20 protein-coding genes are annotated in these 26,303 nt (G+C 33.0%); 1 reads left to right on the top strand and 19 read right to left on the bottom strand.

Annotated features, from left to right (window positions below; all coding sequences use genetic code 11):
• The 18 genes from ACT3CE_RS04630 to ACT3CE_RS04545 all read right to left on the bottom strand — a co-directional run bounded on the left by ACT3CE_RS04630 (position 1) and on the right by ACT3CE_RS04545 (position 24,521).
• Complete coding sequence (locus ACT3CE_RS04630) at positions 1–1,137, bottom strand: hypothetical protein (RefSeq protein WP_444708591.1); 1,137 nt, start codon at positions 1,135–1,137, stop codon at positions 1–3.
• 47 nt (positions 1,138–1,184) lie between these two features.
• Complete coding sequence (locus tag ACT3CE_RS04625; RefSeq protein WP_444708590.1) at positions 1,185–2,342, bottom strand: hypothetical protein; 1,158 nt, start codon at positions 2,340–2,342, stop codon at positions 1,185–1,187.
• A 109-nt stretch (positions 2,343–2,451) separates the two neighbouring features.
• Positions 2,452–3,501, bottom strand: a complete 1,050-nt coding sequence (locus ACT3CE_RS04620; protein WP_444708589.1) for a glycosyltransferase family 4 protein — start codon at positions 3,499–3,501, stop codon at positions 2,452–2,454.
• Between the two features lie 42 nt (positions 3,502–3,543).
• Positions 3,544–4,473 (bottom strand): polysaccharide deacetylase family protein, encoded by a 930-nt coding sequence (locus ACT3CE_RS04615; RefSeq protein ID WP_444708588.1) that lies wholly within the window; start codon positions 4,471–4,473, stop codon positions 3,544–3,546.
• A complete protein-coding gene (locus tag ACT3CE_RS04610; RefSeq protein ID WP_444708587.1) occupies positions 4,466–5,542 on the bottom strand; it encodes a GNAT family N-acetyltransferase in 1,077 nt (358 codons plus the stop codon). Before ACT3CE_RS04610 ends, ACT3CE_RS04615 begins: the two co-directional genes overlap by 8 nt.
• A gap of 121 nt (positions 5,543–5,663) precedes the next feature.
• Entirely contained in the window at positions 5,664–6,902 is a 1,239-nt protein-coding gene (locus ACT3CE_RS04605; protein WP_444708586.1) for an O-antigen ligase family protein, read from the bottom strand.
• 7 nt (positions 6,903–6,909) lie between these two features.
• The gene (locus ACT3CE_RS04600) at positions 6,910–8,115 is read right to left on the bottom strand and encodes an ATP-grasp domain-containing protein (protein ID WP_444708585.1); all 1,206 of its coding nucleotides are present in this window, start codon (positions 8,113–8,115) and stop codon (positions 6,910–6,912) included.
• Positions 8,116–8,158: 43 nt separating this feature from the next.
• The gene (locus ACT3CE_RS04595; RefSeq protein WP_444708584.1) at positions 8,159–9,121 is read right to left on the bottom strand and encodes a glycosyltransferase; all 963 of its coding nucleotides are present in this window, start codon (positions 9,119–9,121) and stop codon (positions 8,159–8,161) included.
• A 37-nt stretch (positions 9,122–9,158) separates the two neighbouring features.
• Positions 9,159–10,340 (bottom strand): DegT/DnrJ/EryC1/StrS family aminotransferase, encoded by a 1,182-nt coding sequence (locus tag ACT3CE_RS04590; protein WP_444708583.1) that lies wholly within the window; start codon positions 10,338–10,340, stop codon positions 9,159–9,161.
• Positions 10,319–11,779: a lipopolysaccharide biosynthesis protein gene (locus ACT3CE_RS04585; protein WP_444708582.1), complete on the bottom strand. Its 1,461-nt coding sequence runs from the start codon at positions 11,777–11,779 to the stop codon at positions 10,319–10,321. Before ACT3CE_RS04585 ends, ACT3CE_RS04590 begins: the two co-directional genes overlap by 22 nt.
• Before the next feature lie 3 nt (positions 11,780–11,782).
• Positions 11,783–13,006: a non-hydrolyzing UDP-N-acetylglucosamine 2-epimerase gene (wecB, locus tag ACT3CE_RS04580; RefSeq protein WP_444708581.1), complete on the bottom strand. Its 1,224-nt coding sequence runs from the start codon at positions 13,004–13,006 to the stop codon at positions 11,783–11,785.
• A 71-nt stretch (positions 13,007–13,077) separates the two neighbouring features.
• Positions 13,078–14,361, bottom strand: coding sequence for a UDP-N-acetyl-D-mannosamine dehydrogenase (gene wecC / locus ACT3CE_RS04575; RefSeq protein ID WP_444708580.1), 1,284 nt, complete (start codon positions 14,359–14,361; stop codon positions 13,078–13,080).
• An 18-nt stretch (positions 14,362–14,379) separates the two neighbouring features.
• Positions 14,380–14,904: a UpxY family transcription antiterminator gene (locus tag ACT3CE_RS04570; RefSeq protein ID WP_444708579.1), complete on the bottom strand. Its 525-nt coding sequence runs from the start codon at positions 14,902–14,904 to the stop codon at positions 14,380–14,382.
• A gap of 597 nt (positions 14,905–15,501) precedes the next feature.
• Positions 15,502–17,760: an NADP-dependent malic enzyme gene (locus ACT3CE_RS04565; RefSeq protein ID WP_444708578.1), complete on the bottom strand. Its 2,259-nt coding sequence runs from the start codon at positions 17,758–17,760 to the stop codon at positions 15,502–15,504.
• A 387-nt stretch (positions 17,761–18,147) separates the two neighbouring features.
• Positions 18,148–19,998, bottom strand: a complete 1,851-nt coding sequence (yidC, locus tag ACT3CE_RS04560) for a membrane protein insertase YidC (protein ID WP_444708577.1) — start codon at positions 19,996–19,998, stop codon at positions 18,148–18,150.
• Positions 19,999–20,035: 37 nt separating this feature from the next.
• Positions 20,036–21,637: a CTP synthase gene (locus ACT3CE_RS04555; RefSeq protein ID WP_444708576.1), complete on the bottom strand. Its 1,602-nt coding sequence runs from the start codon at positions 21,635–21,637 to the stop codon at positions 20,036–20,038.
• A gap of 235 nt (positions 21,638–21,872) precedes the next feature.
• Entirely contained in the window at positions 21,873–23,819 is a 1,947-nt protein-coding gene (locus tag ACT3CE_RS04550; protein WP_444708575.1) for a DUF349 domain-containing protein, read from the bottom strand.
• Between the two features lie 267 nt (positions 23,820–24,086).
• Positions 24,087–24,521 carry an Hsp20/alpha crystallin family protein gene (locus ACT3CE_RS04545; RefSeq protein WP_444708574.1) on the bottom strand — a complete coding sequence of 145 codons (435 nt, stop codon included), beginning with the start codon at positions 24,519–24,521 and terminating at the stop codon, positions 24,087–24,089.
• Positions 24,522–24,783: 262 nt separating this feature from the next.
• Between ACT3CE_RS04545 and trmD the strand changes: the two genes are divergently transcribed.
• Positions 24,784–25,461 carry a tRNA (guanosine(37)-N1)-methyltransferase TrmD gene (trmD, locus tag ACT3CE_RS04540; RefSeq protein WP_444708573.1) on the top strand — a complete coding sequence of 226 codons (678 nt, stop codon included), beginning with the start codon at positions 24,784–24,786 and terminating at the stop codon, positions 25,459–25,461.
• A gap of 41 nt (positions 25,462–25,502) precedes the next feature.
• Here the strand turns inward: trmD and rbr are convergent, their stop codons facing one another.
• Positions 25,503–26,081, bottom strand: coding sequence for a rubrerythrin (gene rbr, locus ACT3CE_RS04535; RefSeq protein ID WP_444708572.1), 579 nt, complete (start codon positions 26,079–26,081; stop codon positions 25,503–25,505).
• Positions 26,082–26,303: the final 222 nt, after the last annotated feature.

Below are 26,303 nucleotides of genomic sequence, written 5' to 3'. Positions count from 1 at the left end.
TTACTGATTTATCTTATCAATAATTAATTCTTCTTTACAAACTGCTGGCCGGTTAACAGCAGCACTTTTTATTTTCTCTACCGTTTCGCTTACTGTTAAAAATCTTCCTTTTTGTTTTCTATTATACTGTATTATGTAGTTTAGTGCATCCGAATAATAAAAATCTTTAGGATGCCCAACTAATACAAAAGGATGAAAAGGAAATGAAGATTTTAACTGAATTTTATTGACCTTTTTTAAATATCTTTTCATTTTAAAAGTTGAGAACAAACAGAAATCCCAGGTAACCGCCTCTTTATCGAGTATAAAACCAAGCATTTCCCACTTCGATTTTTTTAAAGAATTATTCTTAAATTTTTCTACTGCATTTGTTTTATTTTTCAATGCTGACTTTATCCTTATCCAATCGTACTTATGTATCCTACGGATATTATCTGCAAAAACCGGCAATTCTAAAATACCCGATTCATTCCTATCCTCTTTAAATAAAGAAAAACTAGAACTATACCAGTAAGGAATTTCCTGCGATAATTCGGAATAATCATATTTTGATAATTCACTATTCATAATTCCACCATAATACACCGAACTATCTGCAACAAAATCATTATCTTTTAATACTTTAATCAGGTTTTGAGAAGGATCTACATTATAACCTCCTGCACGAATAATATTGCATTTATAATCAGGGTTTATTACTTGTAACCACTCTTCCAGACATCGTTTCCCATTTCTAATCAAATCATTTAATCCCATACTAATTGATTCGTTCGCCTGCATTGGCAGCTGAGGTAATCTCCAGTAATCTAAATTCAGGATCCATTTATCATTTGTATATTTTGCATCAATCCATTGTGGATGAACATGTAGCTGAATATCGTGTCCTTGCTGATAAGCCCTAATAATTTGCTCTTTCATTGCATCAGCAGGATTACACTGATAGCCCATACTTACCCCATTTTCATAGTATTCTTTAATTTTCCAATACTCCACAACTTCAAAAAAAATACTAAGCTTAACATTATGCTCCGAACAAATCGTTAATAAACGTTCTGTAGGCTCAATAATATGCTGAAATACATTTCCTCTTCCCGAACCAAACAATTCATAATCGAGAGTAAGACATAAATTTGTCATAGTATTTTTTTAAATGAGATTTAATCGTTTAAACAAGAGGTTATTATTTATCCTACTTTGGTTTTATCTAATTGAGAAACCACAAATTTAAATTTCGATTTCTGAGTTAAAATCAATTGATTGGTATCTATAATATCAAAACGAATTCTACATTTATCTCCTAAATAATTTCTTAAGTTTTGTTCGAGATGCTGTCGGTTTTTTTCTGAGAACTTCTTATCAGGAACGATATTAACATTCAAACAACCAATTTGTTTCTGAACAATTTGAGCTGCGCATAAATGTTCGACTTCTTTAAATGCCAATTCTAAACTTGAAACTTTCTGTCCGTTTTCCATTAAAACATAATCGTTACTTCTACCAATAATTTTTTCGATTTTATCTATGTCACCGCTATTCGAAAGTTTAAGTACATCGTTAACTGTATAACGAATTAAAGGAAACGAAGAGTTTATAAAACTGCTTGTAATAAGATGATCCGATTTTACCTCTACATGTGAATACAAAGGAAATTCACGATATAAAGAACCATTATACTGCCCCAAAGCAACTGTCCTCTCTGCATTACCATAACAATCATAAATTTTTGTATTCATCACTTTTTCAATATTCTTTTTTTGAAAATCATGTAAAGTTTCTGATGCTGAAAAAGTAATAGGAATTTGTATTTCTTTACCAGCCTTATAAAGCTCTGTAGCAAGAATATGCATCGATCCTGGATAAGATTTTAGCACTTTTGGCTTAAAACCCTTTATTAGCTGATGATATTCATTAATTCTATCAGAATTGATATGAAAACTAGACAAGTGAAGTATATTATTACTTTTATCTAAATATGATAATCTGTTTTTATCGTGAAAAGACCTTAATGACAATACCGGATCGCCTAACTCATAGCCGTAAAGCTGCTGAAAATAATGCAAGTAAGCATGTTCTCTACATGCCGATACATAATCGCGATAGATCTTTAGAGGCGAACCAGATGTTCCACTGGTAAATGCTTCGTACACAAATATTCGTTTTGTAGTAAGAAGATCCTCAACTTTATGCTGAATGTCTTTTCTACTTATTATCGGCAATTTTTCAATATCGCTTAAAGATTTAACTGAATTTAATGTTAATCCATGGTGGCGATACAAATTATTATAAAAGCGAGAATTCAAATAGGCATTTCGATATTGCTGAATAAATTTTTTATTTTTCATCTCAAGTAATTGAGATTTATCAAGTGAATGTAAGAATTTGACTCTTCTTAATTCTCTCTCGAAAACGAATCCATACTTAAGCTTCTTAACTATAAAATCCTTTGCTCGTTTATAATTCATCATAAATAGAGTTCAATTTTTTTAGCACACTCTGAGGATAAAATTCCGCAACTCCTTCTATCGATCTTTTAGAAAATTTTTCCACCAAATCTTTATTATTTACAAGACTCATAATCGCTTGTTGTATTGATAATTTATTTCCTGGTTCAAGTAATATTCCATTTTTATGCGTAAGCAACAGATCAGGAATTCCGCCCACATCGCTTGATATAATGGGTAGTCCATAACTCATAGCCTCTAGTATCGATAAGGGTAAGCCTTCCTTATAGGATGGAAGAATTAATGCATCTGATGAACGAAATAATTCTTCCTTCTTTTTCGAATCTACCCATCCTTGGAATTGCACTATTTTATCAATTCCTAATTCTTTAATTCTCTTTTCCAGACGTATTATTTCTCCATTACCGGCAACCTTTAAAATAAGCAGTTTCCCGAACTGTTCTTTATTTTCAGCAATCACCTCTAACAAATCAAATATCCCCTTATTATCCCCTATTAAGCCTAAAAAAAAGAGTCTAAACTTTCTTTTCGATTCTATTCTATCTGTATTTACAGGAGGCAAAACCATATTATTAAGTATCTCTATTCGCTTTGGATAAAATGTTTCGGTAAAAAAATCTTTCCACTTTTGCGATAAACAAATTAACAGATCCGAAGAATTAATCATGTAACGAATCCTCTTTTGGATAAACAAAGGTGAATCATTATAAAAATCACGAAATCCACCTCCATGCATGTGATAAATTACCTTCTTACGAAATAGACTTCTTACCATAATAAAAAGAATGTATTTTCGGTAGAAACTTCCCTTCGATGCACCATGAATATGAATGATTTTGATGTCTTTATCAGTAATTAATTTAAAGAATAAATGACAAATACAAACAGGGAAATATATAAAATTGAGCAACTTAGAACGAAAACTATTTGTTACCAATATCTTAAAGGTCGGCATAAATTGTGCATAATTATTTACACATAAACCTATTCCGCCCCTACTATTTTTAAATTCCGGACTTATGTAGAGTATTTCTTTCATTTAAATAGGATTATATCTAGGGGAAACACAATAAACAAAGTTTTAAAAACAATATATGGCAGTTTTAAGTTTCCGGTTAACTTCCCGTAATCGAAAATGAAGTGGTTGAATAAACTGATCCCATAACCCCAGCATCCTAGAAATATTCTCATATTTTCCTCCCATGGAATTAATGGATATTCGGGGAATCTCATATTCATCAATAATATCATTAAAGATATTTACAGAGGTCGTAAAAGCCATTATGTAAGCATTTTTCTTTAACAAGCTCAAATCCCTTTTATTGTAATCTCCATTTGGAAATGACAAAGACTCGATATTGGTATGAAGTAAGGATTCTAAATATTTTTTCGACTCCCTGTATTCAAATTGCAGCTCATCATCACTGCACATTATTGTTATTGGGTGAGTATAGGTATGACTTCCAATAGTTATCAAAGGATGATTGTGTAATAAACACAACTCATCACTATTTATGGCAGATCTTTCAAGTTTACGATGCTCGATAGCTTTATTCACATGATAAAGACGTTGCTCGTTGGTCATTTTTTTTAAATCCTCAACACTTGAAATTTTAGAATTATTTTTTTTTATATAATCGGTATATTCCCACCAAAAATTTCCACTTATTACAGGTTTAACCGATACAAAAACTGTTATGGGAATATTATATTTTTCAATTACAGGAATTAACTTTAAGTTACCTCTCCAACCATCATCAAAGGAAATAAAAACACTTCTGCCACTTATATTTGCATTCCCTTTTACGATTTCGTAATATTCTTTTTCATCGATATATTTAAATCCGTTTGCATTTAGAAAATTAATAATTCCCTTAAATAAAATTGCAGATGGATTGTGAAAGTAAATTGATAAAACACATTTTTCGAATTGCTTTAATGCTATTCTTTTAAAAAATAGGAGCATTACAAAACCTAAAGAATTGGCAATTGCCTTTTTTAAACTACTCATTACAATCTACTTTTTGAAGCTGATTATAAACCTCTTTATCTTTCTTATTTATCAGATACATTAAAAAAGGCAAAGCAAGTATAGATTTGAAACTGTATTTAAAATCAAAACACATATAAAGAGGCTCTGCACAATGTGTAAACTGAAATTTATAAGGATCTAATCCATCACCAAAAGAAAACTGATCATTTTTAGCAGTAAAACTATACTTAATATTACCATTCATACACTGTATACCTACGCCATATGTACGATACTCTCTATCAAAAGCACAATCTACACCTATTCTAACACCATTACACTCAATATTAACAACATAGGCTACTGGCTGATTATTCAATTTAACGAGTACAACTTTAGAAGAATAATGCTTAAACAGTTTCAAATAAAACTCTTCCTTTTTGGAGTCTCCATACAAAAAGCCTTTGCCATCAAGTTTTTTTGTCCTGGAAATTCTTTTAATATCTTCAAAATTGGTTTCGTTTACATCTTCAAACGACAAATCAAAAGTAAAACCATCTCGCTCTATTTTTCGGTAAGTTCTATCCAATTGCTTTCGAAATCTTTTTTTATAACCTCTCGTTCTAAAATCCTGATAATCTTGATATTTAGAAAGAGGTATAAACGGAATTCCAGAATAATGATACATTTTATACTTTTCTTTTAATATGGTCGATTTTGGTAGATATTTCAGGAAAATAAAGTGATAGTTAATATTCTTCTCAATCCAATAAATTAGTTCATTTACAAAACTATGCTGTAAAGGTTTAACGGATATAATATCATTTCCCATACTACTCCATTGCTGATCTAAAAATTCAATAAATTCTAAACGAATGCACCTACAATAAACCCTGCATAACTTAACCAATGGAACAATAGCTACCAAAGTATTATTTGTATAAGCAGCAATTATATAAGGCTTTTTCTTATAACCTATAACATTATTCTCAACATTTTTAAAAACTGAATACCAGTCTTTTATCCACTTATATTGACAACTAGGAAATTCCCCTTTATACTCTACCTGCCCCAGTTCACTCAATGAAATAAATTGAAAAGTATACATTTCCTTTTAATTATGTTTATGAATAAAATGAACGGATATTTTATAATAAATTTATGGATAAACTTGCATCTGTTTTTACAGTAAACATCTAAAACAGATGCACTAATAAACAAATAAGTTTTTAATCAGATACTAATTTAGGTTTGATTTTTTGGTAATGAACATGTAAATTAATACGATCTTCAATAAGTACTATGCCAATATATACAGACAAAAAAACATCGAGTAAAAAGTAATTTGCCTGCTGTGTAGCCAGACATGAAATAAACATAAAAAAAATTGCCACAGCCAATTGATTATGACTACTTACGGATTTAGAAATCGCCTGATAAATCAATATCAAAAACATCAAATACAAAGCAAAACCTATAAGACCATTATCTACAAGCGTTTGAATAAATCCATTGTGCGCAAAAAGAGGAGTCCCATCTTTTCTCTCGAACCTAAGAATCGATTCTTCCATACCCATACCAATTAAATAGGTAAGAAAATTACTCTCATATAAATTTTCAAGATATATTTCTGCAATTTTAAGCCTTCCCGAACCAACTGTTTCATAGGTTGATTGTTCTTCCTGACCTGCTCGTTCGTCTAAAACTCTCCGTCGAAATCCCTCATTTGTTTGAAATAGGAAAAACAAGCCACCTATTAATACCATAGAAACAATAGCTATTTTACCCATATTCTTAAACGATATATTCCGAATAAACAGCACAAAAGATCCAAGTACAAACATCAACCATCCTGTTCTTGCATAGGTTTTAAATAGAAAAAACAAACCCAACAAAAGCACAAAAATTAAAATTACATTTATAAAACCTTGTGCTCTTTTTTTTATTAAAAACTCGAGCAAAATTACCGATGTAACAGCCAGAACAACCGAAGAATAATGTGCAGCTCCTAAGATCCCTATTAATCCGTCTAACTGAGAATCTTCCAGCCACATCATAGTTTGAACTGGAGCAGAAATTATTCCCAGGTAAAAAGGAACATTACTAATAATAAAAAACACAGACAAATATACAGGGACAATACGCAATATTTGTAACGATTTAAGGCTATTAACATTTAACAAAATCCAATGAGCAAATAAGGGTATACTCATGTATTTTATAAAATTTATGAATGTATCGAGGGGAAAATCAAAAAATGAAACATTAATAATATTTTTAATGGCAAAAGCATAACCCAACACAAGAAATGCATATTTTATTTCCTGACCGGCAAGCTGATATATCAAATAAAATAGTAAAGGTAGTTTCCAGGCATAAACCAATTCGAAACCTCCAATTGTAAAGCTTTTAAGATAAAATGCTATAAAAAAAATCAGGAATAGAAATCCTATTTTTATATACTTCATTTTGTAATTACTCGAGTTCTACTTTTATTAATTGTTCTATATTATTCATCATTTTATCGCGTACTTGTAAATCGGGAAATTCGAATAAACCAACTCCAACTGTACAATTCGAACCATTAAACTTTAAAACTTCTTCTCCTTCCTGAACCATTAATTTTACATCTAAAACATATTTAGAAATGACATCATCCAACTCTACAGATTTAAAATATCCATCTTTATTTGAATGTATTACATAAGTTGTATAAAAGCTATCGATTAGCTTTTGCTCTAAGATACTTGGCTCTAGCCCCATACATGTATCCACACTCATTTTTATCATATCAACATTACTGGCACATTTAATAATCTCAGGAATACAATTTCCTCCATTTCTTGCGCCCATTTCAATAAGATAAACCTCATCATTCTCATTTACGATTACTTCAATATTAAAACCGCCCATTTTAATTTTCAATAAATCAATTGCCCGTTGTAAATCTGTTTTTATTGTGTCGTGCACCCATTGCGGAAGTAGTGAAGGATAATTTATACTAGAAGGAACAAAAGGATTAACAGCAACATCATTGCGCTGATCGCCTAAATAATAGGCAATAATTTTTCCATCATAAACAAAAATATCTCCATCGAGTTGAGGATATTTCTTCTCTATAAACTCTTCAACAATAAACCTTTTCGATCGGGAAAATTTAATGGCATAATTAATTGCTTTATCCATTTCCCAAAAATTATTGACTGCCGAAATTCCCTTACTTCCACTCGAATCTACTGGTTTAACCAAAACAGGATAAGAAAACTGAGATGAAGATTTTGCGAATTCCTTTAAGTTATTAAATCCTCCATACCAAGGAGTATTAAAGTTATTCTGTCTTAAAAAACTACGATAAAGATCTTTCTCTGATAATATTTTTACAGATTTATATGGATTTCCTGGCAAACCCATTTTTTCGGTAACATAAGCTGCCGTAGGAGCTGCCGGATCGGATGCATAAGCCAATATCCCATCAATTTCCAACTTTCTGGATAACTTTAGTACCGACTGTAAATTGGTAGTGCTCACATTATAGTATTCATCGGCATATTTATGCCCAGGATTATCAGGACAATAATCGCATGTAATTACATAATACCCTTTCGATTTTGCATACTCAATGCAGGGAATTTGAAAAGGCGACCCACCTAGGATTAACAATCTTTTTTGTCTATCTGTCATGATTTCCTGAGTTGCAAATTTGTATAAAACATATTATTACGAACTAAACACTTGCTATAAAACGTTTTTTTGAGCGATATATAAACTTAAAAATGGAATCTAGAAAAGAAAATTTAGAGAAACATAAAAAGGGTAAATCCTTTATTGTTTTCGCTTTTTCGAAGTAGCTAATACAATTATTTCTAAGCTTTTTATCTCTTAGAAAAATAGCATATTTAAGTAACTCTCTATGGTACATCTCATCAATAGACGGCAAAATATTTTCTTGTTTATATTTTTTGGCATAATATCTTTTTATTCGATAGCGATCCATAAAAAAATTATATTCTCCTTCCCAATTTAAACCATGTGTTATCGATCCAAAATGAACTCTATACACCGAAGTTACATCCGTAATATACCCGATTTTCGACACGGCTGCAATTTCTATCCACAAAGGATAATCACCCATTCCCCAATTCTGTTTTTTTATAATTTGACCTATTCTAATTTTTTTTAACAAATCGTTTCGTACACACACCGTTCCCGTAGCAATACAGTTTCCTTTAATTAAACTATCTAATATATTGCCAGTTGGAACCGTATTATTCCCCCACACATCTTCAAGTATTTTTTTATCTGTTAAACAAGAAAAACTAGAATGCACCAGGCCATAATCGGGATTGGCCTGCAAAAAATCTATCTGTTTTTGTAATTTAAAAGGGTCTGTCCAGTAATCATCACCTTCGCATAATGCTACATATTTTCCTGTGCATGCCAATTCCGATCGGTGATCATTCTCGCATGCTCCAACATTATTATCGCTGCTTATTACTTTTATAATTTCAGGATATTTATTGGCATATTCCTTAACAATTTCCAAAGTATGGTCGGTACTACAATCTTCTGCAATAATATATTCAAATGAGAAGTTCGTTTTCTGTTTCATAACCCCTTCTATACACTGGGCAATGTATTCCTGATGATTGTAAGTTATTGTTTTAACACTCACCAATGGTTTTTCCATATCTATTTATCAAAAAATATCAATAATATGATTGAGCTTACTTTTTATGAAGATCATGATTCCTGTTTAAATCACTTAAAACATTAACAGATATTTTGGCTGCAGACACTTCCGACATATTCTCTATTATAGAAATTATTAAATCAACAATTTCATCGGGTAGGTCTGGATAAAGTGGCAAGCAGATAATTTGTCTCGACATTTCATGTGCTACATGTAATCCTTTTGCAGATGGTAAGCTTCGGTAGGTTGGAAATTCGCTAATTAGTGGATAAAAATATCTGCGCGCAAAAATATCATGTTTTTTAAGTTCTTCGAAGACAGCATCTCGACTTTGTCCAAACTGTAATTCATCAATAAAAACAGGGAAATAAGCATAATTATAATCAATATCATCGGCAACATCCAAAAAACGGATACCAGCAATACTTTGCAAACCTTTCTTATATTTATCGGTAATGTATTTTCGTGCATCAATTACCGTATCGAAATATTTCAATTGCAATAATCCATAGGCAGCTTGCAATTCGTTCATTTTAGCGTTAATCCCTGGTCCGATTACTGTTGTTTCATTCGCAATACCGAAATTCTTAAGGTAATCGATTCTTTTTTTTGTTTTTAAATCATGACAAATAATTGCTCCTCCTTCAACTGTATTAAAAACTTTAGTAGCATGAAAACTAACAATCGATAAATCCCCATAATTAAATATACTTGAACCATTTTTACGAACCCCAAAAGCATGTGCTGCATCGTAAATTACTTTTAATCCGTATATATCCGCAAGGTTCTGAATCTGATCAACAGCACAAGGATTACCATAAACATGGACAGGCAAAATTGCTGTTGTTTGCGGACTTATTGCGGCTTCAATTTTTGCAGGATCTAAATTACAGTAATCTGGTTCTATGTCTACAAAAACAGGTTTTATATGATTCCATTTAAGCGAATGTGTAGTCGCAACAAAACTATAAGGAGTGGTAATTACCTCACCTTTTATTCGTAAACATTGTAAGGCTGCCATTAAAGCCAATGTTCCGTTTGCAAATAAACAAACATAGGGAACACCTAAATAATGTGCCAATGCTTTCTCAAATTCCTGATGATATTTGCCATTATTTGTCAACCATCTACTTTCCCAAATATCAGCTAAAAGCGGAATAAACTCGTTTAAAGGAGGCAATTGAGGTCTGGTTACTAAGATTTTACGTTTTTCCATCTTTGTGTTGGCATTAGTTCTTTAAGAATTAATAAACCATCGCTAATAGCTTCTTGTTTTGTGATAAAAGCTAGTAGCAAATACGTACCGATACCACTAAGTATCTGATATAAGAGAGTTAAAATTTGATTTTGAATTAACCAACCAAGACTCATTACAGCAGCTGTAAAAATCGTAATCAGGAATGCCTGACTCATGTCTTTTAATTGATCTGATATTGTATAGGAAATTAATTTCCCGGTAAAAAATGCATTTATAAAAAAGCTTACAAATGAGGTAAATATCTGCCCCAATATCAAGCCAATAATTCCCCATTGTAATCCAACGGCAATGGCAATAACTACAATTCCTTTTTTAATTATTTCCAGATAAAGAAATAAATCGGAACGACCTTTTACCTTTAAAATGTTAAGATTCGAAGTATGTACCGTATAAATCATTCCAGCAACACATAACAACTGAAAATAAGGAACTGTAGGCTGCCATTTGGCACCCAGAATTACGATTAATAAGGGATCAGCCATTACTGCCAATCCAATCATGAGAGGAAAATTTATAAAAACTAATAGCTTTATAAGTTTGCTAAAGCCAATGCGAAGACGCTCGTTTTCGTCCTGAATTTTCGAAAAAGCTGGAAAAGTAACATTCCCGACTACTTGCGCCAATGTTGCAACAGGAACTTGCTGAAACTTTCTTGCCTGATCATAAAACCCAAGGGCTGTAGCCGAAAACATCCGGCCAATTACCAATAAGTAAATATTCTCGAATGTTTGATTAATTAGTCCGGACAAAAGTAACTTCGAACCAAAATTAAACAGACCTTTAAACGATTGAATAGAAAATACAAAAGAAGGTTTCCAGCTACTTTTAAACCAAAACAATAAAGTTCTAAAAAAATACATTGACAGAATTTGTCCGGCTAATGCCCAAACACCAAAATTCGTGAGTGCCATTGAGATTCCGATTACTGCCGAAAACAGATTTGCAATTACCACAACCTGAGCTATGGTTCTAAAGTCCATATCAATTTTGAACTTTACAAATTGAATGAGTCCAAACGAATTAATTATTAATATTAAGCAAACAACTCTTGTTAAATTTAACAAGTGCGGAGATCTAAAAAAATCAGCAATAAGTGGAGCTGCTAAAAATAAAATAAGGTACAAAACAGAAGCTATGCTGATATTAAAAAAAAAGACTGTGGAAAAATCAACTTGTGTGGGATTCTTTTTTTGAATCAAAGCATTATCGAAACCACTATCAATAAAAGCCTGAGATATTGCTATAAATATGGCAATCATTCCCAATAAACCAAAATCTTCCGGTTCCAGCAACCTTGCTAAAACAATTTGTGATATCAGTAAAATAAACTGACTCCCAAACTTTTCTATAAAACTCCAGAAAACACCTTTAATTGTTTGGCTTTTTAAATCGGACATACTCTAGGCAACACCTCGCTCTTTAACTTCTAATGATTTTTTTATTTCCTGAACAATTCGAATACATGCCTTACCATCTCCGTAAGGATTTATAGCCTGAGCCATTTTTCGGTAAGTAAGTTCTTCTTCAAAAAGAAATTCTACCGATTCAATAATTTTTTGAGAATCGGTGCCTACTAACTTTACTGTTCCTGCGTTTAAGGCTTCGGGACGCTCTGTGGTATCTCTCATTACCAAAACTGGCTTTCCTAAAAAAGGAGCTTCCTCTTGAATTCCTCCCGAATCGGTTAATATGATATGAGACAAATTCATTAGATACACAAAAGGCAAATATTCAACAGGATCGATTAAGTAAATATTTTTACTCTTCTCTTTGCCATTTGCTAAATCATCTCCTAGAATATCGTAAACAGGCTTTTGAACGTTCGGATTTAGATGAACTGGATATACAAAATCAACATCAGGATATCTATTGGCGAGAAACTTAACAGACTCACATATATTCATAAATCCTCTCCCAAAATTTTCTCTTCTATGCCCTGTTATCAACACCATTTTTCTGGTCCGATATACCCATTCGGCAACCAAACCTGTTGGTATTCCTTTGGCTTGCAAAGCATTTACAATATTCATTACCACGCGCGACGATCGATGAATTTTTGTTAATGTTAACTGTAGAGCATCAATTACAGTATTTCCTGTTACTATAATTCTGTTTTTACTAATTCCCTCATCTAATAAATTTTTTTGAGCCATAATGGTAGGAGCAAAATGCCATTGTGCCAGGCGTCCGGTAATCTGCCGATTAGCTTCTTCGGGCCACGGTGAATACAAATTTAAAGTGCGCAATCCTGCTTCAACATGAGCAACAGGAATTTGCTGGTAATATGCAGCCAAAGCAGTAATTGAAGAACTTGTTGTATCGCCGTGCACAAGCACCAAATCGGGTTGTGCTTCTTTTAAAACATCTCTCATCCCTAATAAGACTTTTCCAGAAATATCATATAAATCCTGTCCCGATTTCATAATTTGCAAATCATAATCAGGAACTATTTCAAATAAGTTTAATACCTGATCTAACATTTCGCGATGTTGGCCGGTTACACAAACAACAGTTTCAAATTCTTCGGTATATTTTTGAAACTCTTTTACCAAAGGAGCCATTTTTATAGCTTCGGGTCGAGTTCCAAATACCAATAATACACGATATTTATTACTAGCATCCATAAGAAAAATGATTAAATTTGATTTTTTTTAAACAAGAACAAAATATATGTAGAAGTAAAAATTAGAGCTTATCAGGAAATTTTATTTCTTATTGAGTTGAATTTTACAGCCTCAACAAAAACTTCTTCTGATACCTTATCCTGATATCGGGTAACGCCACAAAAATCGAGAATTAATTTTTCTCTGGTAAAGGGTAATAGTTTAAACTCATCGTGAGCCACCAAATAAATTACAATATCAGCTTCTCCAAATGCCAATTTAAAATTGATTAATGTATATTCTTCATGATTACTAATATTAGGCTCAACCACCATTACTTCATTGTATCCTTCATCTATCACTTTTTTGACAATATACTGCGCTGGAGACTCTCTTAAATCATCAATATTAGGCTTAAAAGCCATCCCCATTATTGCAATTTTTGGATCGTAAGCATGGGTAATTTTAAATTCCAATCGGGCATTTCTAATTTTTTCTACACACCAAAAGGTTTTGTAATTATTAATTTCACGAGCTTTACCAATAATTCGGCTTTCCAACGGATATTCCGAAACAATAAAGTAAGGATCTACCGCAATACAATGTCCTCCTACTCCACAACCAGGATTTAGAATATTAACCCTTGGGTGTCGGTTCGCTAATTCTATAAGTTTCCAAACATTAATACCGGCCTTTTCGCAGATAATAGAAAGTTCGTTGGCAAAAGCAATTTGGACATCTCTGGAAGAATTCTCTACCAATTTGCACATTTCGGCAGTTTTTGAATCGGTTTTATGTAATTCACCAATTACAAATTGCCTAAAAAATTCGCAAGCCATTTCGGTCGATTCTTCGTTAATTCCTCCAATTACTCTGTCATTATTTTCCAGTTCGTAAATTATATTTCCAGGTAAAACACGTTCCGGACAATATGCGATATATATTTTATTCTCTAAATCGGGACGCACTGAATAAATTAAATTCTGTACTTTTTCGGTGGTTCCAACCGGAGATGTTGATTCAATAATAAATAAATCGCCCTCTTTTAATAAAGGAATTACAGAGTTAGCAGCCTTAATCACGTAAGAAATATCAGGCTCATGATTGCCCTTAAAAGGAGTTGGAACTGCTATGGTATAAACATCAGCTTCCATGGGGTTTGTATGGGCAGATAAAAACTCATTTTCAACAACTTGCTTTACAAGTTTATCTAAATCGGGTTCTACAATAATTATTTTTCCCTGATTTACGGCTTCAACAACTTTCAGATTTGTATCTACCCCATACACACGAATCCCACTTTTAGCAATAAGTGAGGCCGTAGGAAGTCCGATATACCCCAATCCAATTGTGGTAACTACTTCGAAATGCTTCATAAAATTCTATGGATAAATTTAAAAAACGCTTTGAACTTGCTTAATCTTATTCAATGAAATATCGGTATAAACACAAGTCCCGAGAGAATCAAATCTAATAACGATTCGATTCTTTCCCCTTATTTGTATAATTTCTCCCGTAACCCCTTTCAAGGGACCTCCAACAACTTCTACCATTTCACCTTTTTCCAGATTCTCATGACTGAGATCTACTTTCTGATTTTCATTTTCAAGAAAAAGTTGAAGTGTAAGGATTTGTTTTTCAGGTATGGGCACAGCTTTGCCACCGAAAGTTACATATCGAACCGCATAATTTGAATTTACAACGTCGTAATATTCTCTTTCGCTAACCTTTACAAATAAGTACGATCTTAGCAAAGGTTCTTCAACCCATTTAGATCGATCGCTCCACTGACGGAGCTGTTTTTTTAAAGGAAGGTAGCACTCAATACTTTTTGAGCACAATTCTTTGTAGAGCCTTTTTTCAGCACGCGATTTTGTATAAATCGCATGCCAAAAATATGGCCTTTTTAAGGCTTGCATGGTTGATTGAGTTAAGGTTTATACTAGTGAATGAACTACTTAAAAAATAACTAAAATTGATGAGATGGTTGAAGTCTCTTTTTCATTATTTAATAAGGAGGTACGTTTACTTTTTTTCTTTAACTATCGGCATAGCTTCGCTTCCTCGGTTACAGAAATTAATACTGCCGATAATCCATAAATATTTCTAACAAGAAAAGTTTATTACACTTTTTTTGGGTAATTGATAGTTTTATTTTGGGTAGTAATCTTTTTTATGCAAAAATGATATTTTCATTCTTACATAGCATTAGAAAATACACCTTCGTATTTTTTCTAATTGTAAATAAAATTTCGGGACATTTAGGGAATTGAACAAATTTGATTGGCAATTACTTAGATTTAATCTAAGTAATTTTGGTGAGAGGTTAATCTAAGCTGACCAATCTACATTTTAACCTGATTACCAATAATTAATAAAACTTAAACTCTCCTATTTTGTTTATTATATTTTAAATACCTCCCACTTACACCACTAATAACACATTGTACAACTTATAGTTAGGCTTCAATATAACCAAATACTATTAATCATAGTTTAAATATATAGCTTATTTCTTATTGGGCATCAACTACTGCAATACAAACCATATTCACAATTTCCCGAACAGAACTTTCCAAAGGAACAATATGAATTGACTTATTCATTCCTAACAAAATTGGACCAATAGCCTCTGCTCCACCAATTTCCTGCATCATTTTATAGGCTATATTTCCACTGCTTAAATTCGGAAAAATAATGGTATTTACCTTTCGCCAGCCTAATTTTGAAAATGGGAACATCTTTGTTCGCAAATCAGCATTCAAAGCAAAATTCATTTGAATATCTCCATCAACAATTAACTCGGGATATTGATGATGCAAAATTTCAACTGCTTTTTGAACCCGGGTTGGACTACCTGTTCGTATTGATCCATAATTAGAATAAGAAACCATAGCAATTACCGGATCGATATTAAACTTTCGAACCGCTTCCGCTGTTAGTAAAGTTGTATCGACCAAAGTTTGTGCGTCAGGACGAGGACTTACGGTTGTATCCGAAAAGAAAATTGGTCCCTGACTGGTCATTAACAAATACATTCCTGCAATGTGATTTATATCTGATTTTATTCCTACAGTTTGAATTGCCGGACGAATGGTGTCAGCATATTTCGAAGTTGATCCACTAATAAATGCATCGGCCTCCCCAGTTTCAACCATCATAGCACCAAAATAGTTACGATCGTTCATTTTATCGATAGCCTCTGTAAAAGTTAATCCCTTACGATTTCTCTTACGAAACAATATTTTTGCATACTCTTCTCTTCTCGTTCTCTCCTCTATCGATCTCCAATTAATAATTGGAACATCACCTAAATCCAGTTCATTTTCTTTTATAACTTTACTGATATATTCCTGATCACCCAACAAAATAGGTCTGGCGATACCTTCATTAAGAACAGTTTGTGCAGCTTTTAAAATCCTAAAACTACTTCCTTCGGCAAATACCACTCGTTTAGGATTTCGTTTTGCTTTATCTGTTAATGCCCGTAGAAGCTTATTATCTCGCCCCATTCGCTTTTCCAATTCCATTTTATAAGCATTCCAATCGTGAATTGATGAATGGGCAATTCCAGAATCCATTGCAGCCTTAGCTACTGCCGGCGCAACAACTGTAAGCAGTCGGGGATCTAAAGGTTTCGGAATGATATAGTCCTTCCCAAAATTTAAATTTATTTCCTGATATGCTGTATTTACCATATCAGGAACATCCTCTTTGGCTAATCCGGCTATTGCTTTTACTGCGGCTATTTTCATTTCCTCGTTAATACCACTGGCTTTTACATCTAAAGCACCTCTAAAAATAAATGGAAAACCCAAGACATTATTTACCTGATTAGGATGATCCGATCGGCCGGTAGCCATTATTAAATCATCACGGACATTCATGGCTTTCTCATAAGTAATTTCAGGATTTGGATTCGCCAATGCAAATACAATTGGTCTACTGGCCATATTTTTTACCATCTCAGGTTTTAAAACATTAGCTACCGATAATCCTAAAAACATATCAGCACCTTTTATAGCATCTTTTAAAGTGTAAACATCTTTCGAACTTGCAAATTCCTTTTTTACATCGCTTAAATTGGCTCTCGATTTATGAATTACACCCTTACTATCGACCATTACTATATTTTGCTTTTTTATACCCAATGAAATATACAAACGAGTACATGCCACAGCCGCCGCTCCGGCTCCATTTACCACTAGCTTAATCTCACTTAACTTTTTTTTCTGTAAGCCTACAGCATTTAATAAAGCCGCAGCCGAAATAATAGCTGTTCCATGCTGATCGTCGTGCATTACCGGAATATCAAGTTCTTTTTTAAGCTTATCTTCTATGGCAAAACATTCGGGTGCCTTAATATCTTCCAGGTTAATTCCGCCAAAGGTAGGAGCAATTCCTTTTACAATTTTAACAAACTCATCTACATCTTTTGTATCAACCTCGATATCGAATACATCGATATCGGCAAACACTTTAAAAAGCAAGCCCTTTCCTTCCATAACAGGTTTTCCTGCTGCAGCACCAATATCTCCCAAACCAAGTACTGCTGTACCATTTGAAATTACTGCCACCAAATTTCCTTTTGCTGTATACTTATAAATATTTTTAGGATTAGCCTCTATCTCAAGGCAGGGTTCTGCTACTCCTGGCGAATAGGCAAGCGATAAATCTAATTGTGTAGAATAAGATTTGGTAGGGATTACCTCAATTTTCCCTGGCCGATTTCCTTCGTGATACCGTAATGCATCCTCTTTGGTAAACTTAGCCATGATTAGTAAATTTGGATGTAATTAATTCTTTGCAAAACGCAGATAAGGCGATAAACACCCTGAAAGAGAACTAATAGACTAATTCCTATGTTTAGGCAGGTATAAAACTAAGAACCTGACTTCTAAATAAAGATTATTTTTATCTACCTATAATTTCTGCCATTTTTTTTAAAGAAAAAAGCCAAATCGAAAAAACTTCAAGGAATGTGATCAATAATTTGAAATACTTAAACGCCTAGCCCTCTAGTAGTGAAAAGAGAAACTTCACAATTAAAACATCGAAAGATTATAAGCTTTTCTTTTGGGTTAGTGACTAGTCAATGAGGTATTATCACAAAAAAGCTCCACAAAAAATTGTGGAGCTCATTATATAGAATCTAATCGATCTTATTTTTTAGGTGCTTTAAAACCTTTTTGTTTTGCAGCATCTTCCAAACGTTGTTGGAATTTCGATTTCTTAACTGGCTTTTTCTTGTTAGCTTCTAACATTGCCAATACTTTTTCATCGTCAACTAAATATTTACGAATTGCCCATGTTTGAACAACAGTAAATAAGGTTGCAATAAAGTAGTAGTAAGAAAGACCCGATGCATAATTATTGAACCAGAACAAGAACATTAGAGGCATCATATACATCATGGTTTGCATACCAGGCATTTGTTGCGAAGTTTGCATCTGACTATTCATGCGAGTATAAATTAAGTTGGTTGCTGCCATTAACAAACAGAACAAACTAACATGATCTCCATACCATGGAATATCCCAAGGTAAACTCACAATTGAATCGTATGATGATAAATCTGTAGCCCACAAGAAGCTCTTTTGTCGCAACTCGATAGATGATGGAAAGAATCGGAACAGAGCAATTAAAATCGGGAACTGTACCACCATTGGCAAACATCCACCCATTGGATTTACGCCGGCTTTCTTATATAATGCCATGGTTGCCTGCTGGCGTTCCATTGCTTTATCTTTTGGTATTCTTTCGTTTATTTCATCGATTTGTGGTTTCAATACCTTCATTTTAGCTGTCGACATATACGACTTATAAGTAAGTGGTGCTAAAATCAATTTTATAACAATGGTCAAAATCAGGATAATGATACCGTAATTCATGATATACTTCTCCAGGAAGTTGAAAATAGGAATTACAAACCACTTGTTTACCCAGGCAAACATTTTCCATCCTAAATCAACCAATGAGTGAAGTTCAATATCCTTACCATATTCTCTTAAAGTTTTGTATTTATTAGGACCAAAATAAAAACTCATTGGGTAGTTTTCTAATTGAGATCCCTGATAAGGTAATGAAATGGCAGCAGAAAAGTTTTTCAGGATTGGAGAAGTTTCCTCCATATCAACTGATTTAAATTCGATTCCTTTGAAAGCTTCATCAGCAATTAAAACTGATGAGAAAAACTGTTGCTTAAAACCAATCCACTTTACTTTTGTACTTACGCTCTCTTCTTTTTCTCCTGATGCAGAAAGAGATTCCACATCATCTTCGAAGAATTTATAATACAATGCAGTATATTGATTTTCGAACTTACGTCCTTTTTCCTTACTTGGAATATCGGCAGCCCAGTTAAAAGTTAAATCTCTTTGATTCAAAGATATTACATCCTGCATTCCTACAACATTGATATCAAAACCAACTTTATACGAATCGGGCTCTAGAGTATATTTGTATTCGATATATTTTCCCTCGCCAGCAGATAAACGCATGCTAACAACCTGTTCGGCAGTAGAAGCATCAACAGTTTTAAGAGCTTTTACAGGAACAAAAAATAAATCCTGAGTATTTAGTGCTTTGTTTTCGGCATAAAATGTCAATCCAAATTTAGAATTCTTTTCGCCCCAAAGCATCAATTTCTTAGCATCATGAGTTTTATAATCTTTCAACTCAACATTTGCAATTTTACCTCCTAGCGTATTAATGCTAAGTTTTACCAACTTGTTCTCAAGAGTAATAATCTCTTCTTTTTGTTGAACTGCTCCTGCAAATGCGCCATAAGTTTTTTGAAGAGCTACAGTATCTTCTTTTTGTTCGGCATACTGCTTTTTCAATCCTTCAATTCTTGCAGCTTCAAGTTTCTCATCGCGCAAGCGTTCAACACTTGCAATGGAATCTCTTGTTTTCATGGCCTTGATCTCTTCATCAGAAGGTTTTGTCAGGTATGTATACCCAAGCAAAATTGCTCCAATGATCACCAAACCCCAAATCGAATTTTTATCCATTTCTTCTATTTAGTTTCTTAATCAATTTTTATAGTCCTTACTCACTCATTGCTGCTTTCACAAAATCTACAAACAATGGTTGTGGATTAATTACTGTACTTTTATATTCTGGGTGGAATTGCACTCCAACAAACCATTTGTGAGTATCTAATTCAACAATTTCAACCAAACCTGTATCTGGATTCATTCCAACAGATTTCATTCCTGCTGCTTCGAATTGCTCCAAATACTCATTATTAAATTCGTAACGATGGCGATGACGCTCTGAGATTTCTTTTTTCCCATAAGCCTTTATTGCTTTCGATCCATCTTTTAAAATACAATCGTAAGCTCCTAATCGCATGGTACCCCCTTTTTCGGTTACATTTTTTTGCTCTTCCATTAAGTTGATAACCGGATGTGGAGTTTTCGGATTCATTTCCAGTGAATCGGCTTCCTCTAATTTCAATACATTTCGGGCATACTCAATAACTGCAACCTGCATACCTAAACATATTCCTAAAAATGGAATATTATTTTCACGAGCATATTTTACAGCTAAAATTTTTCCTTCAAGTCCTCGGTGACCAAACCCCGGAGCAACTAGAATTCCTTTCAAATCCTTAAGTTCATCCTGATAATTCTTATCGCTTAATTTCTCAGAATGAATCCATTGAATTTTTACCTTACATTCATTTACCGATCCGGCATGAATAAATGATTCGGCAATAGACTTATAAGCATCATGTAGTTCTACATACTTACCAACTAATCCTATTTTCACTTCTGATTTTGGATTTTGCAAGCGGGTAAGAAACTTAGTCCATTCCTTTAGTTTAGGCTCTTTTTTAAGGTCAAGTCCAAGCTTTTCACAAACTGTTTTATCAAGCTCTTCTTCACGCATTTTTAATGGCACCTCGTAAATCGTCGACACATCGATAGACTGAATAACAGCCTTAGGTTCAACATTACAAAACAATGCAACCTTACGACGAACATCACTAGGTAATTCATGTTCGGTTCTTAACACCAAAACTTCTGGCTGAACGCCTGTTTCCAATAAAGACTTAACAGAATGCTGCGTTGGCTTTGTTTTTAGCTCACCTGATGCTGCCAAATAAGGTACCAATGTTAAGTGAATGACAAGAGCATCGCGACCCAATTCCCATTTTAGCTGACGCACAGCCTCGATATATGGTAATGATTCAATATCTCCCACAGTTCCGCCAATTTCGGTAATTACAACATCAAATTTCTGCTTTGTGCCAAGCATTTTAATGTTTCGTTTAATCTCATCGGTTATGTGAGGAATAATTTGAACTGTTTTCCCTAAAAAATCACCTTTTCTCTCTTTATTAATTACGTTGCGGTAAATTCTTCCTGTTGTAACATTATTAGCCTGAGAAGTAGGTGCATTCGTAAAACGTTCGTAGTGTCCTAAGTCCAAATCTGTTTCTGCGCCATCGTCGGTTACAAAACATTCACCGTGCTCATACGGATTTAATGTTCCCGGATCGACATTCAAATAAGGGTCCAATTTTTGGTTTGTAACGGAATACCCTCTGGCCTGCAGTAACTTAGCCAATGAAGATGCAATAATTCCTTTTCCCAATGATGAGGTAACCCCACCTGTAACGAAGATGTATTTGGTTGTTGACACTTTTCTATACGTTTTACTGGATTAATAAAGCAGCAAAAGTAGTCATTTTATAGTTTTTTAAGAAACAATTTTAATGTTTCAAATCATGAATCCACGAATAATTAAATTTTAAGCACTTAGCAAGTTCTTTTTTTCACTTTATGCGGAAATAAAAGTTCTAACTAATTTATCAATCACAAAAAAAAGAACATTCTATATTATTTACAAGAATGTTCTTTATAATTCATTTAAATATTTAGGAAACTAATCCATCTATCACTTTCAGTTTTTGGTTTAACAGATTTAAATTTTGCTTTCCTTTTTCTATTTTCTCTTTAATATCTGCAACAACACTCGAATTTTTCGATGATGAGAAAAATCCCACATTATTTTCCCAAAGAGCAATATCACTTTCAAGCTGCCTAATTTTATTAGCTATTTTATTTCTTTCAATAATAATTTTATCTTCAGAATTATTCATATCAAGAAAGGCATCAATCTTAGACTTAAACTTTTGAAGTTCAACATTCTCACCATCCATTTTCATTTTATCGTACACAAGATTAATAGCTTTTCGGAAAGCTTCCTGTATTCGATCTTTCTTCTTGTAAGGGACGTATCCTATTTGCGACCACTCTTTTTGAAATTTACGAAGAGCATTTAAATTATCTTCGTTATTTTCCGATAATTCAAATTCTTTGATCTGTTCAATTAATGCTTCTTTACTTTTTAAATTATCGAGCTGATCGGTATCTGCATTATTGAAATGTTCAGACTTATTATCAAAAAACTTATCGCAAGCGGCACGAAACCTCCCCCATAAATCATCAGAAAATTTTCTTGGAACTGGTCCTATTTTTTTCCATTGTTTTTGTATCGTAATTAGCTTATCTGTTGTTTCCTTCCAGTCTTCGCTATCCTGAAGGCTTTCTGCGGTTTCACAAAGTTCACTTTTCTTGGTCAGATTCTCATTGAGCTTCTCTTTTAGCACCATATAAAAATCTCGTTTCCTATCGAAATACAAATCGCAGGCAGCACGAAATCTCTGATAAATACTATTATTATCTTTTTTAGGTGCAAAACCAATTGTTCTCCAAACTTTCTGAAGCTCTATAATTTCTTTAGATGTAGCATTCCACTCTTTATGCGATTCTATTTTTCGGTTCGCAATTTCTTCTGCCTTTTCACAAAGCACTACTTTCTTTTCAAGGTTCTCTTTTTGTTCAGATTTTAATCCTTCATAAAAACCTTGATGTTTACGATTAATAATGGTTGTTGTCTCTTTAAATCGTGCCCAAAGTGCTTCCTTATCTTCGCGAGGCACTGGTCCAATTTCCCTCCACTGCTCATGAAATTTTTGAAGTGTATTAAATGCTTTTACAATAGACTCCTCGTTTAATAATTTTTCAGCTTCTTCGCATAATTTGATTTTCGAAGCCATATTCTTCTTTAAATCTAAATCGCGAAGCTCTTTGTTAATTTTTATATAGTCGTAAAAGTTCTCGACATGATGGTGATAATTATCCCACAAATTTTTTAATGCCTGTTGAGGAACCATACCAATCTCATGCCATTGCTTTTGTAATGCTCTAAATTCATGAAATGTTTTGTCGAAGGCTTCTTTTCGATTTACCAGATCTTTAATATCCTCGATAATTTGATATTTTTTCTTAAGATTTTCTTCTTTTTCATGCTCCAGATTACGAGTAATCTCCGATTTTTTTTGCTTGTATTTTTGCAGCAACTCTTTAATTTGTTTCTCTACCTCGCCTTCATCATAAGAAAATTCCTCCTCTTTGCCTCCACCTTCAATAAATTTAGTCCTAAGCAGAGCAACTTCCTCATTATGTTTCTTAAAGAAATTCAGTTTTATACCTGCAACCTTATCTTTTATATCTATCAAAGAATCATTCTCTAGCAAGAGCACCAGCCTATCGCGTAGTTCACTTTTCTCCATTAAACTATAATCTGGTTCTTTTTGTAGTTCTGACTCACCTTCTTTTTCTTCTTGCAAACTTTCATGATCACCTTCTTTTTGATCGGTTTTTTCTGATACCTGATCATCTTTAGAAGCGGAATCTTCATTAACTAGTTTTTCTTCCACTTTCTCCTCTTTATCAGATTCGGTAAACTTAGCTTGCTCTTCAACATTCTCATTTAATTCATTCTCTTGAGAGGGATTTGATAGATCTTGTGCTTTCATGTAATTTGAGTTAGATTAGGATTTCGAAAGAACGAAGTCCCGCGTTAACAATACAACCTTAAAGGAATTCTTTTTACACTTTCTTACGAATTTAACTAATTATGTGCTAATCCTCAAAGTTTTTCAAGTTTTTTATTACTTAAAAACAAAGAGGTTCACACAGATATGCGAACCTCTTAACTAAAACAAACTAATTAATTACACTAATACTTATTATTTGCATTAAATTTTACTTATTTCATAACAATATATATAGTATTCAATAAACTATTTTACCTCTATGTTCTGAACCTCTGGCTCTACTTTTTCAACTTTTGGAAGTACAACATTTAATATTCCATCTTTAACTTCGGCCGAAATATTATTTTTATTTACAGCATCAGCTAATTTAAAATTGCGTTCTACTTTTTTAATACCAAATTCTTTACGTAAGAATTTGGTATCGGTCTGCTGTTCTTTTTTCTCTCCTGAAATTTTTAAGAATCCATCTTCAACGTTTATACTAATCTCTTTTTTAGATAATCCAGGAATAGCCATCTCGATAAGATAATAGTTTTCTTCCTCAATAATATTTGTTGCCGGATGAAAACCAGACTCTCTCTCAGCTGCATTTTTAAAACTATCCTTTGTTTCTCTAAATAATTGATTCATTAATTGATTTGTAAAAAAATCACCAGGTCTTGAATATCTTAAAACTGTCATAACTTAAATCTCCTTTTACTTTATTTATTCGGTTCCGGATTCCGATATTTTTTTAATTATTTTCAGAAATCATTAATCAATGTCTGTGCCGTTTGAATTTTAAACTATTTTCGACAGTAAAATAAAATATTTAATGCCATACTGACTGCAAAATACACCTACACCATGACTATATGTCATTAAATATCTATTTTTAATGAGATTTTTTATTTCCTTGCAACACAAGCATGGGTTATATACTTTTACAGAAAATTTAAAAAAAATGAGAATCGATATACTAACTGTTGTACCCGAATTACTGAAAAGTCCTTTAAATCATTCTATAATCCAGAGAGCCAAAGACAAAGGCGTAGTTGAAATACACATTCATAACATTCGTGATTTTTCGGAAGATAAGCACAATAAAGTTGATGATTATGCTTTTAGTGGAGGTGCTGGAATGGTGATGCGTCTTGAGCCTGTGGTAAAATGTATTGAACACCTAAGCGAACAGAGAAAATATGATGAAATTATTTTCACAACACCCGATGGTGATCAGTACAATCAAAAAACAGCTAACAACTTATCCTTAAAAGAAAACATTATGATTCTCTGTGGACACTATAAAGGTATCGACCAAAGAATTAGAGATCACTTTATCAGTAAAGAAATATCCATAGGAGATTTTGTGCTTACAGGAGGTGAATTAGCTGCTGCTATTATAACCGACAGTGTAGTTCGCTTAATACCAGGAGCGATGAGCGATGAAACGTCGGCACTAACCGATTCTTTTCAGGATAATCTTTTATCGCCACCAATTTATACCAGACCTGCAGAATTTCGAGGCTGGAGAGTTCCAGATATTTTATTGTCGGGAGATCATAAAAAAATTGAAAAATGGCAAGAGGAACAAGCCTATTTACGAACAAAAAAACTTCGTCCCGACTTACTTAAGGACTAAAATAAAAAAGCTTCCTAATGGAAGCTTTTTTATTTTAACAATTAATAATTTGTTGCTTTCTTTTCGAAATAAGCTTGTGGATGTTCGCAAGCAGGACACATTTTAGGAGATTTAGTTCCTTCATGAACATATCCGCAATTACGACAATACCATTCTTCCTTTTCTTCTGATTCAAAAACTTTTTCAGCCTCAAGATTTGCAAGAAGTTTCAAATATCTTTGCTCATGCATTTTTTCAACCTTAGAGATTAACTTATATGCTGTTGCAATTTTCTTAAAACCTTCTTCTTCCGCAACTCTTGCAAATTCAGGGTACAAATCGGTATATTCTTCGTTCTCACCTGCAGCTGCAGCTTTTAAATTTTCTGCTGTTGTTCCAATTACACCTGCAGGAAAAGCAGCAGTAATTTCAACTTCACCACCTTCTAAAAATTTAAAAAATCTTTTAGCATGCTGCATTTCCTGCTCTGCCGTTTCCATAAAAATAGCTGAAATTTGCTCGTAACCTTCTTTCTTAGCTTGTTTTGCAAAATAGGTATATCTGCTTCTAGCCTGAGATTCTCCTGCAAATGATTTCAAAAGATTCTTCTCTGTCTGTGTACCTTTTATACTTTCGCTCATAGTTTTAATTTATTGATTTTAATTTCACCTACACGAATGTCTATAATTTTTCAAAGATTAAAAACAGATTCTCTATATTTTTAATTAATTTATATTCAATACAAAATACCTAAGCAAAAATAGATAACAACTTACTTTTAAATAAATCTGATTAGAGAAATAAATAAAAATATCTTCATTCTAGTTTAAACCCCTTTTAATCCACACCTCCCTTTTACAAAA

The organism is Marinifilum sp. RC60d5 (genome assembly GCF_052400665.1).
Taxonomy (GTDB): domain Bacteria; phylum Bacteroidota; class Bacteroidia; order Bacteroidales; family Marinifilaceae; genus JBQTGK01.
The sequence above is the reverse complement of the archived record's forward strand: the minus strand, read 5'-3'. Positions and strand labels throughout refer to the sequence as shown.

Excerpts from the sequence above, each read along its gene's own strand:
- ACT3CE_RS04630 (WP_444708591.1), bottom strand. The coding sequence starts at position 1,137 with ATGACAAATTTATGTCTTACTCTCGATTATGAATTGTTTGGTTCGGGA.
- ACT3CE_RS04625 (WP_444708590.1), bottom strand. The coding sequence starts at position 2,342 with ATGAAAAATAAAAAATTTATTCAGCAATATCGAAATGCCTATTTGAAT.
- ACT3CE_RS04620 (WP_444708589.1), bottom strand. The coding sequence starts at position 3,501 with ATGAAAGAAATACTCTACATAAGTCCGGAATTTAAAAATAGTAGGGGC.
- ACT3CE_RS04615 (WP_444708588.1), bottom strand. The coding sequence starts at position 4,473 with ATGAGTAGTTTAAAAAAGGCAATTGCCAATTCTTTAGGTTTTGTAATG.
- ACT3CE_RS04610 (WP_444708587.1), bottom strand. The coding sequence starts at position 5,542 with ATGTATACTTTTCAATTTATTTCATTGAGTGAACTGGGGCAGGTAGAG.
- ACT3CE_RS04605 (WP_444708586.1), bottom strand. The coding sequence starts at position 6,902 with ATGAAGTATATAAAAATAGGATTTCTATTCCTGATTTTTTTTATAGCA.
- ACT3CE_RS04600 (WP_444708585.1), bottom strand. The coding sequence starts at position 8,115 with ATGACAGATAGACAAAAAAGATTGTTAATCCTAGGTGGGTCGCCTTTT.
- ACT3CE_RS04595 (WP_444708584.1), bottom strand. The coding sequence starts at position 9,121 with ATGGAAAAACCATTGGTGAGTGTTAAAACAATAACTTACAATCATCAG.
- ACT3CE_RS04590 (WP_444708583.1), bottom strand. The coding sequence starts at position 10,340 with ATGGAAAAACGTAAAATCTTAGTAACCAGACCTCAATTGCCTCCTTTA.
- ACT3CE_RS04585 (WP_444708582.1), bottom strand. The coding sequence starts at position 11,779 with ATGTCCGATTTAAAAAGCCAAACAATTAAAGGTGTTTTCTGGAGTTTT.
- wecB (WP_444708581.1), bottom strand. The coding sequence starts at position 13,006 with ATGGATGCTAGTAATAAATATCGTGTATTATTGGTATTTGGAACTCGA.
- wecC (WP_444708580.1), bottom strand. The coding sequence starts at position 14,361 with ATGAAGCATTTCGAAGTAGTTACCACAATTGGATTGGGGTATATCGGA.
- ACT3CE_RS04570 (WP_444708579.1), bottom strand. The coding sequence starts at position 14,904 with ATGCAAGCCTTAAAAAGGCCATATTTTTGGCATGCGATTTATACAAAA.
- ACT3CE_RS04565 (WP_444708578.1), bottom strand. The coding sequence starts at position 17,760 with ATGGCTAAGTTTACCAAAGAGGATGCATTACGGTATCACGAAGGAAAT.
- yidC (WP_444708577.1), bottom strand. The coding sequence starts at position 19,998 with ATGGATAAAAATTCGATTTGGGGTTTGGTGATCATTGGAGCAATTTTG.
- ACT3CE_RS04550 (WP_444708575.1), bottom strand. The coding sequence starts at position 23,819 with ATGAAAGCACAAGATCTATCAAATCCCTCTCAAGAGAATGAATTAAAT.
- ACT3CE_RS04545 (WP_444708574.1), bottom strand. The coding sequence starts at position 24,521 with ATGACAGTTTTAAGATATTCAAGACCTGGTGATTTTTTTACAAATCAA.
- trmD (WP_444708573.1), top strand. The coding sequence starts at position 24,784 with ATGAGAATCGATATACTAACTGTTGTACCCGAATTACTGAAAAGTCCT.
- rbr (WP_444708572.1), bottom strand. The coding sequence starts at position 26,081 with ATGAGCGAAAGTATAAAAGGTACACAGACAGAGAAGAATCTTTTGAAA.